The organism is uncultured Campylobacter sp. (assembly GCF_938045465.1).
Lineage (GTDB): Bacteria > Campylobacterota > Campylobacteria > Campylobacterales > Campylobacteraceae > Campylobacter_B.
In genome coordinates this window covers 1-10,880 of record NZ_CALIBF010000113.1, presented here as the reverse complement: position 1 = coordinate 10,880, position 10,880 = coordinate 1, and the positions used below count along the sequence as shown (strand labels likewise).

10 protein-coding genes are annotated in these 10,880 nt (G+C 46.4%); 5 read left to right on the top strand and 5 right to left on the bottom strand.

Annotated elements, in window-relative coordinates:
- Positions 1-70 precede the first annotated feature (70 nt).
- From Q0413_RS05295 to Q0413_RS05285, 3 genes are all read left to right on the top strand, one after another.
- Positions 71-1,384 carry a hemolysin family protein gene (locus Q0413_RS05295; protein WP_177386673.1) on the top strand — a complete coding sequence of 438 codons (1,314 nt, stop codon included), beginning with the start codon at positions 71-73 and terminating at the stop codon, positions 1,382-1,384.
- A 642-nt stretch (positions 1,385-2,026) separates the two neighbouring features.
- Complete coding sequence (locus Q0413_RS05290) at positions 2,027-3,340, top strand: sodium-dependent transporter (RefSeq protein ID WP_298987927.1); 1,314 nt, start codon at positions 2,027-2,029, stop codon at positions 3,338-3,340.
- 191 nt (positions 3,341-3,531) lie between these two features.
- Positions 3,532-4,344, top strand: a complete 813-nt coding sequence (locus Q0413_RS05285; RefSeq protein WP_298987926.1) for a hypothetical protein — start codon at positions 3,532-3,534, stop codon at positions 4,342-4,344.
- 302 nt (positions 4,345-4,646) lie between these two features.
- Here Q0413_RS05285 and Q0413_RS05280 read toward each other — a convergent pair whose 3' ends face one another.
- The 3 genes from Q0413_RS05280 to Q0413_RS05270 are packed head-to-tail and all read right to left on the bottom strand — an operon-like array spanning position 4,647 to position 8,388.
- The gene (locus Q0413_RS05280; RefSeq protein WP_298987924.1) at positions 4,647-7,163 is read right to left on the bottom strand and encodes a molybdopterin guanine dinucleotide-containing S/N-oxide reductase; all 2,517 of its coding nucleotides are present in this window, start codon (positions 7,161-7,163) and stop codon (positions 4,647-4,649) included.
- Complete coding sequence (locus Q0413_RS05275) at positions 7,160-7,768, bottom strand: cytochrome C (RefSeq protein ID WP_298987923.1); 609 nt, start codon at positions 7,766-7,768, stop codon at positions 7,160-7,162. Before Q0413_RS05275 ends, Q0413_RS05280 begins: the two co-directional genes overlap by 4 nt.
- Before the next feature lie 20 nt (positions 7,769-7,788).
- Positions 7,789-8,388: a disulfide bond formation protein B gene (locus Q0413_RS05270; RefSeq protein WP_298987922.1), complete on the bottom strand. Its 600-nt coding sequence runs from the start codon at positions 8,386-8,388 to the stop codon at positions 7,789-7,791.
- Positions 8,389-8,764: 376 nt separating this feature from the next.
- On the opposite strand from Q0413_RS05270, the gene Q0413_RS05265 reads away from it, so the two are divergent.
- Together Q0413_RS05265 and Q0413_RS05260 are read left to right on the top strand one after the other, a co-directional pair.
- Positions 8,765-9,199, top strand: coding sequence for an Imm12 family immunity protein (locus Q0413_RS05265; protein ID WP_298987920.1), 435 nt, complete (start codon positions 8,765-8,767; stop codon positions 9,197-9,199).
- A 152-nt stretch (positions 9,200-9,351) separates the two neighbouring features.
- The gene (locus Q0413_RS05260) at positions 9,352-9,618 is read left to right on the top strand and encodes a hypothetical protein (RefSeq protein WP_298987919.1); all 267 of its coding nucleotides are present in this window, start codon (positions 9,352-9,354) and stop codon (positions 9,616-9,618) included.
- On the opposite strand, the gene hutX is transcribed toward Q0413_RS05260, so the two are convergent.
- Together hutX and Q0413_RS05250 are read right to left on the bottom strand one after the other, a co-directional pair.
- Entirely contained in the window at positions 9,601-10,113 is a 513-nt protein-coding gene (gene hutX, locus Q0413_RS05255) for a heme utilization cystosolic carrier protein HutX (protein WP_298987917.1), read from the bottom strand. The two genes, Q0413_RS05260 and hutX, sit on opposite strands and share 18 nt — an antisense overlap.
- 217 nt (positions 10,114-10,330) lie before the next feature.
- On the bottom strand, positions 10,331-10,774 hold the full coding sequence (locus tag Q0413_RS05250; RefSeq protein WP_005872982.1) for a DUF805 domain-containing protein: 444 nt from the start codon (positions 10,772-10,774) through the stop codon (positions 10,331-10,333).
- Between the last annotated feature and the right edge of the window lie 106 nt (positions 10,775-10,880).

Here is a 10,880-nt window from a genome sequence, read left to right as displayed (position 1 = left end):
GATATAATCATAAATATTTATTTTTAAATTTCAAAGGATAAGAAATTTGGACACGGACAGTTCGGTTTTAATGTTAGTTTTAGCTTTTGTATTCATCTTTATGAATGCTTTTTTTGTTCTTTCGGAATTCTCAATCGTCAAAGTAAGAAAGTCTCGCCTCGAAGAGCTTATCAAGGATAAAATTCCAAACGCAAAGCTCGCTTTTAAAATTTCAAACTCCCTTGACACCTATCTTAGCGCCACTCAGCTAGGCATTACGATAAGCTCGCTCGCCCTCGGCTGGATCGGTGAGCCCGCGGTATCGAGACTGATCGAGCTGCCACTAAGATCCATCGGCATAGGCGGCGGAGCGGCGGCGCATACGATCGCCTTCGTCATATCTTTTACGCTCGTTACGCTGTTTCACGTCGTGCTCGGCGAGCTAGTGCCAAAATCCATCGCTATTGCCAAAACCGAGAAGATCGTGCTTTTTATCTCCAGACCGCTTCATATTTTTTGGATTATGTTTTTTCCGATCATAAAGGCGTTTGACTTCATTGCTGCCGTCTCGCTTAAAATCATCGGCGTAAAGCCCGCTAAAGAGAGCGAGCTTGCGCTTTCTGACGAAGAGATCAAAATCATCGCGAGCGAGAGCCTAAAAGGCGGTGTACTCGATAGCCTAGAGACCGAGATCATCAAAAACGCCGTCGATTTCAGCGACACGGTCGCCAAAGAGATAATGACGCCGAGGCGCGATCTCATATGCCTAAATAAGCAAAAAAGCTACGATGAAAACTACGCAACCGTATTGCAGTCGAAATTTACGCGCTTCCCATATATCGACGGTAGCAAAGACAACGTCCTAGGCCTCATCCACATCCGCGACATCATCCAACAAAAGGGAGATAAAAGCTTCGATAAGATCGTGCGTAAGCTCATTATCGTGCCTGAAAACAGCCCGATCTCTAAAATTTTACCTATGATGAATAAGCAGCGCATTTTTGCCGCGCTCGTCATCGACGAATACGGCGGCACGGCGGGATTTTTGACGATGGAAGATATAATAGAAGAAATTTTTGGCGACATCAACGACGAGCACGACGCGAATGCGCAAAATTTCAAACGTATCGACGAGAACACCTTTGAGTTTAGAGGGCGTTTCGAGATCGAAGGCGTCGAGGAGGTTATGGGCATTGACTTCGACGAAGAGACCGAGCAGCTAACGATCGGCGGCTACGTCTTTAATCTCTTCGGCAGCCTACCTGAAATCGGCGATAAAATAAGCGATGAAAACTGCGATTACGAAGTACTGCGAATGGATGGCACAAGAGTTTCGCTCGTAAAAGCGATCAAAAAAGCAGTCGCGCAACCGCAAGAAAACGAAGAAGCGGAGAAAAATAACTAAGCCAAAGTGTGAGTTAATAAAATTCGCTCTATGATGCTGCGCGCCGGGAATTTCAAGCGCGCTGCCGCTTGCGACGCTCTCAATTCCCATCTAGGGTGAAAATTTATTCGCCGCTCCCGTATAGATGCCCTAATAGCGGGCACAGGAATGCCACTCGCCTTGTAGAGCGCCATAAAAGTGCTATTTATAAGTCCTCTTCATATTACAAACAAAAGGCGAAATTCTACCGCGAAAATTCTGCCAGAGCGACGCTAGATAGAATTTCTTGATGAGCCTATTTTTAAATTTTGCGAGATCGTAAATTTTAAAATTTCGCGGAATTTTAAAATTCTAATTGATCTAAATTTCTCGCCTAATTTAAATAGCAAGCCCCACTACAAGCCCAGACCAAGCGAATTTTAAAGCCAAAGCCTAAGCGCAAAATTTTCTAAAATTATAAAGATAAAATTTTACCGCGCAGTATCGCAGAATTAACTCTATCGATTTTGATCATAAAATTTCACCAATCTTGCTTTAAAACTTCGCGGCTTTAAATTCTAAAAATTCCTCAGTAATCAAGTCGGCACGCCTTAAAATTCCGCATAAATAAATCTTAAATTCCTTTTTGCTACCATAACGAAAATTTTTCGCACGGATGGCTTTATGACAAAACACAAATTCTCATCGCGTTGGGCTTTTATCATCGCTTGCGTGGGCTCCGCCGTAGGTATGGCAAATGTCTGGGGCTTCCCTTATAAACTCGGCACGAACGGCGGCGGCGCATTTTTGCTAATTTACGTTTTTTTTGTAACGCTGTTTTCATACGTAGGCCTAAGCGCCGAATACGCGATCGGTCGCCGCGCCAAAACAGGCACGCTAGGCTCATACGAATACGCGTGGAAAAGCCGCGGACTGGGCGCTATCGGTAAGGTTATTGGCTGGCTACCACTTGCCGGTTCGATGTGTATCGCAGTGGGCTATGCCGTCATCATCGCCTACGTTCTAAAAGCGCTAGTTCAAGCCATAGACGGCTCGCTAATGAGCGAAAATACCGATACGTGGTTTAACTCTTTTGCCCTGACGTCCTACTCCGTGGTGCCTTATCACTGCATAATCGTTGCAGGCACGTTGCTGACGCTGTTTTTCGGCGCCAAAAGTATCGAAAAAACGAATAAAATTATGATGCCGTTATTTTTCGTGCTATTTGCAATTTTGGCAATTAGGGTCGCGACGCTGCAAGGCGCTGCGGGCGGATATGCCTTTCTTTTTGGCGCTGATTTTACTAAGCTAGCAGATCCGATGGTTTGGATTTCTGCGATGGGACAGGCGTTTTTCTCGCTATCGATTACGGGCTCAGGGATGATCGTCTATGGCGCGTATCTATCCAAGGACGAAGACATCGTATCTGCGGCGAAAAATACCGCGCTATTTGACACGCTAGCCGCTATGGTAGCTGCGCTAGTAATGATCCCTGCAGTATTTGCTTACGGAATGGATCCTGCGGCGGGTCCTAAGCTACTTTTCGTAACTCTGCCTAAAATTTTACAAGATATGGCAGGTGGTAGAATTTTTGCAGTGATTTTATTTACCGCCGTGATTTTTGGTGGAATTTCATCGCTTCAAAATATGTTCGAAGTAGTCGCCGAATCGCTAATGCATAAGTTTCCAAGGCTAAGCCGCGCATTCACGCTTGCGCTATTGTGCGCGATCTGCCTGGGTGCGGGCCTTGGTATGGAAGCGATAAGCTCATGGGGTCCGTGGATGGATTTCGTATCGATTTATATCATTCCGATCGGAGCTGTAATCGGAGCGATATCGTGGTTTTGGGTGATTAGGCGGAATGAAATTTTAGATGAGATCAATCTGGGCGCAGAGAGGGCTCGCGGCAAGCTCTGGTATGATATCGGGCGCTTTGTCTATGTCCCGCTGGCGCTACTTTTATGCATAATCGCGCTTAGTATGCATATTTCGTTTTAAACTCATCGCGTTGCATTTATGTAAATGCAACGACTGGCAAAATACGGCAAAGAAGGTGAAGTAGGGTAGAATTTTAAAATTCTACCTAATAACGAACTTAAAAATTTAAATGGTCAAAATGACTTTAAATTTTAATACGTTATGAGAATAAAGCGTTATAATGTGCCAAAATTTTACAAAATAGGGGATTTATGAGAGACTACGACAAAGAGCCATTGATCATAAACGATTACACCGTCTATCATGTATTTTCCTGGAGTATATTTACTTGCATATTGGGTTTTTCGCTTTTAGCTTATGATCTGATTATGACTGGCACTACGGGAAAATTTAGCGCTTTCGGTATCATTTCTTTAATTTTTGTGACATATTCTTTCATACGGCTAAGAATTTCGGCGGAGCAAAATTTTTCTAAAAATCCGAGCTATTTTTATTTTTCAAACAGCCTGATCCGCTACGTCGAAAATATAGATATGAAAGATAGCATAATTTCCGAAACCAAAATAGCCCCCGATCCGTCCGCAAATATATCTAGCGTTCATTTCTGCGTAGTATGCGAACTAGAAAACTCTTACGGCAGGTTCCATTATTTAAGCTCGTATGAGTTATATAGATATTCAAGCATAGGCGTTCATATAGGCAAACTTGCTCTTTATATAAAGCATCTAATGCTATATTTAATATTTGCTCTGCCGTATAAAATTTACAAGCTCAAAAAGAGCTCGGAGCCCCTTTGGCTGTTAAAAAGAAATTTTGTCGTTAAATTTAACAACAGAAATTACTTTTTAATAAATGCCGTATCTACAAAAGAGTATTATGAGCTGCTGCAATATTTCAAGGCGCTAAACGTAAAAATAGAAGATCGGACCGACTTTATACCGCAGGCTCAAAATAGCGGCTATTTCACCGATAAAAACGAAATTTGGAGCGACGATTTTAGTGATACACAAATTCCGAAGAAAAATTTTAAATGGAAGCTTAGGCGGTTTTTTAGTTTGGATTGAAATTCTAGTTCAAACGGCAAGCCGTTTAATTTCACGAGTAAATAGGGCGGAGTGGGGCAGCGAGACGAATACCGCTCGCCGCTCCTCTGGCTTGCCGCATTCACAAAGCTATGGCAGGTAAAATTCACTCAGCCCGTCGCCAAGGTAGAAAAGCTTTGGGCAATTCAGAATTTAACCTCAGCCCATCACAGCCGTAAAGCTGCGGCAAGCCAATCGATCCAACCCGCTGTCGTAGCAAATCCAAAGCGGGTGCGGTTCGGGGCATAAAAAGCCGCTCTAAAGCCCGAACCGCTTCACAATCCTTACTTCGCCCCTTTAGGCGGCATAAATGCGGTTAGTTTGATATCCTCGCCCGCCTTGTGTTTATAAAGCTCGATATTTACTAACGCCGTGTGCGCGATGTTGCCGTTGGCAAGCTCGCTCGTAGGAAGATCGATCGTAAGTACGTTCGGATTTCCATTTTTGCAAAGCCCCTCGGCGTTAGGATCGTACCACGCGCCTTCAAAGATCTGCACCACGCCGCGCATTATGTCGCCGCTTACGTTGGCTCCCGCCAAAATTTCGCCGCGAGCGTTATACACGCGCACCAGATCGCCCTGCTTGATACCGAGCTCCTTAGCGTCCTCGGTATTGATCAGTACCGGCTCGCGATCCGCGACGGCGTATCTCTTGCGATTTGAGGTGTTGCTCTGCTGCGAATGCAAGCGGTCAAGCGGATGCAGGCTGAGCAGGTGAAATTTCGCAGGCTTATCCTTCATCCCGAGCCACTCGACGGGCTCGAACCACATCGGATGCGCGCCGCAGTCTTTGTAGTTCATCGCAGCAATCGTATCGGAGTAAATTTCAATCAGCCCGCTAGGCGTTCCCAAAGCCTCCAAAACGGGATCGTTTCTAAAATCCTCAAAGCTCACATACGCAGCACTCTCAGGCGTTTCGTAAAATTCCGTCGGCTCGTTTTTCTCCCACCACTGCTCAAAGCTCGGCATCTGCATGCCTAAAGCGGTGTTTGCGTTCACGGCGCTTGCCGCCCCTTCGTAAAATTCCTTGATCCAGTCCATCTCCGTTTTGCCGCCGTCCGTATAAACCTCGGCAAGCCCGTCTGCGTAAGCCTTGCAAAGGTCCGTAAAAATTTGATAATCGTCCTTCGCGCCGTGCTGCTTGGCGACGACCTGCTTCATCGGGATTATATGCATATTGGAGTAGTCCCCGCTCATCGTAATGTCGTTGCGCTCATACTGCGTCGTGGTCGGGAACACGATGTCCGCCATCTTCGCAGTCGGCGTCCAGTAAATTTCATTCACTACGATGGTGCGCGGCTTGCGCCAAGCCTTGATGTTGGTGTTGGTGTCTTGATGGTGCACGATAGGATTTCCGCCGACCCAGTAGATGAAGTCGATCTGCGGATAGGTGATCTTTGCGCCGTTTGCGTCAATCGTCTTGCCCGGATTTAGTAGTGCGTCCGCGATGCGAGCTAGAGGAAAGGCAACCTTCGCCGTATTTACCAGCCACGCTTGAGTAGCTTCGCCGCCTTGCTTCTGATCCTGCGCAAGCCCTAAAAATTTGCCGTCCTTAACGACGCCGACGCTTGCCGCGTTCATTCCGCCGATCACGCCGCCCGCGCAGGTAGGCGCGCCGCCGTTAGCGTAGTGGTAGCTAAAGCCAAAGCCCCCTCCGGCAAGTCCGATCTGTCCTAGCATCGCGCACAAAGTTACGATCATCCAGTGCGCCTGCTCGCCGTGATGAGCGCGCTGGATACCCCAACCCGCCATTATCATCGTGCGGTTTTCGTAAAATTTTATCGCGAGCTCTTTGATCACGTCCGCGCTAATGCCGCAAATTTCACTAGCCCACTCCGGCGTCTTAGCCACGCCGTCGCTCTGCCCCGTGAGGTACGGCACGAATTTTTCAAAGCCCACGGTGTAGTTTTGTAAAAATTCCTTATCGTACTTGCCCTGCGAGTATAGGTGCTGCGCCATACCTAGCATCATCGCTACGTCGGTGTTCGGGCGAGGGGTAATCCATCGCGCCTTGCCCTCGAAATACTTGCCGCTTACGGTTTTGATCGGATCGATGATGATGATCTCTTTATCGCTGTTTTTTAGCTGCTCGAAATACTTAAATCCCTGCTCGTCCGAGCTCGTCCACGCCACGCGAAGCGTAGAGATCGGATTTAATCCCCAAAAGACCACGACTTTGGAGTTTTCAAGCACCACCGGCCAAGAGGTTTGCTGCTCATAGACCTGATTTGAGCCCGTTACGTGCGGCATTATGACCTGCGCCGCTCCCGTAGAATAATCTCCCGTGACGCCCGTAAAGCCGCCGCTTAAGTTCATAAATCTATGAAGCAGCGTCCTTGAGACATGCATGTTGCCCGTGCTCTGCCAGCCGTAGCTTCCCGCAAATACCGAGTCTGCGCCCTTTTGCTCGCGCGTCTTTTTAAGCTCGCGCGCGACGAGCTTGATCGCGTCTTCATATTTTACCTCGACCCATTCGTCAAGCCCGCGAAGCTCAGGCTTTGGATTATCGGGATCGGCGAGGTAGGATTTTCGCACCATCGGCGCTTTGATGCGCGTGTTATAAACGAGATCCGCCATCGTATTTTGAAGAGTATTTGGAATTTTAGAGGTGATCTTCCACGGCGCAGATTTTACGATCTTGCCGTTTTTGACGCTCGCTTTTAAAATTCCCCATCGCGCCGCGGTTAAAATTTCGCCGTTTTTCTTAAGCGCGGTAAGCTTATCCGCCGCAAGCATCGAGCTTGGAATGAGCGGAAGCGCCGAGACCGCCGCGCCGAGCTTTAAAAAATTTCGTCTTTTCATTTCATATCCTTTAAATTTACGTCCTTGGAGTGCTTTTGCAGATACTGCACCACCGTCCAGCTCTCATCCTTGCTAATAGGCGTGCGCGAAAGCATCGATTTGATGTAGCCCGGCCATCTGTTGGCTTCGTAGCTGACGGGCTGGTGCAGAGCGTGACAGACGCTACACGAGGCTTCAAATTTCTCCTTCGCGCCCGCGAAAATTTTATCCACGTCGCCGCTTAGCGCGCCCTCGTCGGTGTAGGCGGTTATTTTAACCTTATTAAAGCCGTCCTCTTCGCCCAAGCTCTCGCTTTGAAATTTAGCCTGCTTCGAAAACGCCACCGCGATTATGCGCGCTTTAGGCGTGAAATAAATAACATTGGGCGCCTTTGGATTTTGATAGCCGGTGAGCGAAAATTTCACTACTCCGTCCTTAACCTCCAAAACCTCTATGGCGTTTGTGGGCAGCAGCCTGCCGTCCTTGTGCGACAAATCGCCGCTTACGCTTACCTGCTTTAGCACCGTGCCGTAAAGCGTCTCGCCCGCCTTAACCTCGGCGCCAGCGTAGCTTGCGATCACAGCCGCAAGAGCCGCCGCAGCCGCAATAGAATTTAAAAACTTCATGCTTATCCTTTCTTAAAATTTTAAAAACTTCTCGTAAATCTGCCGTATAAAAAGCTCGCAAACATCACAGCCAAAACAGCCGCAAATGCCGCAAACGCTACCTGCGCGCACTGCGCCGCGTCTGCAAATTTAATGCTCGGCACCAGATAAAACCCCTCGCCGTAAAATCCGCTAAAAAAGCTCTGCACATCGCTAAGCGCAGTGCCCGCGGGAAAGGACGGAGTGCCCGTGCAGCTTGCGGGGCGAAATAGCTCCGGCAGCAGGCTATCAAGCGGCGCCGCAAAAGGAAATGCAGGCGCTGCGAGGCAATTTGCGATATCTGCGGCGGGGTGCGGCGCGGAGCTTTGTAAATAGCCGTATATCGCGCCTGCAAAGCCGAGTACGTAAGCAATGAGCCTTGCTATGAAGCCAAACGGCAGCAGCAAGCCGATAAGCGCGCCCACGCCCGCTACGGCAAAGCCCAGACGCACGAGGGTGCTCATCTGCGTAGGCGACATAAAAAGGCAGCGCTGAAAGAAAAAATGCGATACCGCAAGATAGCCTGCGCTTATTACAAAGAGCCAAAACCACGGCGTAGCGGTATTTTGCCACGCGTAAATCTTTAAGATCAATCTATTCAAGATCTCCTCCGTCTTATAAAATTCTTAAGAATACTTTTTAATCTTAAGATTTAAATTTCTGAGAGAATTATAGCAGTAAAAGATAAAATTTCAGGTCTACATTGCCCTAAATATCGGAGTTTTATAAGCTTTAAGCTTAACGTATAAAATTTCAATTTTAAAATTTGACGCTCCTTGCGTAGCGACGGAAAGTTTTTGAGATATGAAATTAAAATGGTAGATTTTATAAAATTTATCTTTATTCGGGTCTGTTTTGATAAAAAATATGTCGATTTCAAAACTCCGTAGCTCCAGCACCCAATAAATATTATGAAGATGATATAATGAGCCAAAATTTTGAATAATATCACTTTATAATTTAAGGACGAGGTGCCGTGTGAAATTTAACATAAATGCCGTTATCGGCGGGGCGGATGATGTGCCGATCTATATGCCGGATATTATAAGAGCGGTAAGGCAAGAGATTAAAAGGGTTTTTAGCGATTTTGAAATGCACTCGCTGCAAAAGATCGATATTTGCCTTTGTTTGAGCGGAGAAGTATCGAGATATTTTCCGAAATCGGGAATTTATCAACCGAAATATTATCTTAAAAGCAAAAAAATTATCGCGTATATTCATTTTAGCTCAGACGAGTGGAGCTCCGACAAAAAGGCAAATGCAGATAAATTTTTAGAAAAGCTCAAGCGGTATCTTATGGAGCTTGGAGATATTACCGGGCGGAAAATTACGAATAATAATTTAGAGTTTGACGATGCGCAGTACAAAGACAATATAAATAAAATTTTTGAAAATTTAGTAGTAAATTGTTGAAATAAAATTTAAAAGAATATCTATCTGAAGCGGCAAAATTCCGCTTCAGATAAAGTAGGCGTGAGCCGGGCTAGTGAAATTCCAAACGCCTTTAAGACGCAAATAGCGACGAGGCGAGTTTGGAATTTCATCATCAACGATAGTTTAAAATTTTGCCTGAAAGCTTATTGGCTAGCTTAAAGCGCCTTGGTTGGCGCCCCGTAGAATTTCAAAGCGCCGTTAAGCAAGCGATGAGCGAGCCGCGCAAGGCGGGTCTTGCGCGAGCGCATAGAGGCGCGCAGTGTTATTTCGCAGTAGAATTTTACGGATTTGATCTCGCGCGTAAAGGGCGAGATCAAGCCCAAATACCCGCGCAAGGACAAATTTTACGCAAGCCGCGCAAAACGAGCTTTGCGCGAGCGCTAAATCGCGGCTTTTAGCGCTTCAAATTTCGCGTCTTGCTCGGCTAGAAGCTGTCCTTTCTCATCGCGCGAGACGTAAATTTTAAAGATATTCTCGCCCGCTTTGTCGTAAAAGCCCACGAATTTCGAGAGCATCCCCATGAAAGTCTGCGTCACGAGGATGATCTTATCGATCTCATCCGTCTTTAGATGACCCCCCAAAATACCCAGCCCATGCGCCTCATCGCCGTTTGCGCCCATGCCGAAATTATAATATCCCTGCGCGCTCTTGCCGCTTGGGATCTTGGTTTTAAACTCGATGATGAAGCTCGGCGTATTTTTTACGAAAAGCACCTCGCCCCAACTCTCAAGCTCCCTAATGACCTCGCCGAATTTATCGCCGCCGGCGCTCTTTCCGAAGCGCTCGGGCAGGTTTAGCAGTACGTCGATCTCCTTGGCGCCGAGCTCCTTGCAAATCTGCGCGATCGAAATTTTAGGGTTTTGCGCAAACAGCGCCTCGATTTTTTCTTTCATTTTCATCCTTTCTAAAATAAAATTTTGAGCGCCATTATAATATAAAAATTCTAAGTTACAGATAATGGCAATCAATTAGAGCGAATTTTCGAAGCTTATTTTAAGAGAAATTTAGCGCTGCAAAGTGCTTATGCGTAGAATTTTAAGTGATAATACAAAGAATTTTATCTGCATGGAATTTTAGAATTCTAAAATTCCGCAAATCTTTAGAGCTTTATCATAGCGGATCGTATCCGAAGCGATTGGACCCGCTATCGCCGCGCTGCACGAAAAACACAAGCAGCACTATCCAACCCACAAATGATACCAAAAGCCCGATATCTCCGAAAAAAGCACCCACGATCGGCGTTAAAATAAGCAGAAAAAACCAGCCGCTTCTATCGGTGTCATGTAGTCGCCTGACCGATACGGCGATGGCTGGCACGAGCATAGCTAGTTGAAAAAGCGCATCTATAATGCCGATTTCTTGATGGACGATTTTGCCGGCTATTATTTGATTATACCCTATCGTAGTGCCTAAAACGCCATCTATCAAGCTCAAAACAATCCCGCCAAGCACGGTAAATAGAAAAAACCACCAGTACTCCGACCTCGATGCTCGCCCGCTAAATGCGGCGTATTTTTGCTTGACGCAAGTTTGCACGGACTCCATAAAAGTCATTTTAAACTCCTTTTTTAAAATAATGTAGGATTATACTAATCGCCCCTTAAATTTAAATACCTAAAACTCCCGCCCGTTCATCTGCCTTACGTGATACGCCAGATGC

Excerpts from the sequence above, each read along its gene's own strand:
- Q0413_RS05295 (WP_177386673.1), top strand. The coding sequence starts at position 71 with ATGTTAGTTTTAGCTTTTGTATTCATCTTTATGAATGCTTTTTTTGTT.
- Q0413_RS05290 (WP_298987927.1), top strand. The coding sequence starts at position 2,027 with ATGACAAAACACAAATTCTCATCGCGTTGGGCTTTTATCATCGCTTGC.
- Q0413_RS05285 (WP_298987926.1), top strand. The coding sequence starts at position 3,532 with ATGAGAGACTACGACAAAGAGCCATTGATCATAAACGATTACACCGTC.
- Q0413_RS05280 (WP_298987924.1), bottom strand. The coding sequence starts at position 7,163 with ATGAAAAGACGAAATTTTTTAAAGCTCGGCGCGGCGGTCTCGGCGCTT.
- Q0413_RS05275 (WP_298987923.1), bottom strand. The coding sequence starts at position 7,768 with ATGAAGTTTTTAAATTCTATTGCGGCTGCGGCGGCTCTTGCGGCTGTG.
- hutX (WP_298987917.1), bottom strand. The coding sequence starts at position 10,113 with ATGAAAGAAAAAATCGAGGCGCTGTTTGCGCAAAACCCTAAAATTTCG.
- Q0413_RS05250 (WP_005872982.1), bottom strand. The coding sequence starts at position 10,774 with ATGACTTTTATGGAGTCCGTGCAAACTTGCGTCAAGCAAAAATACGCC.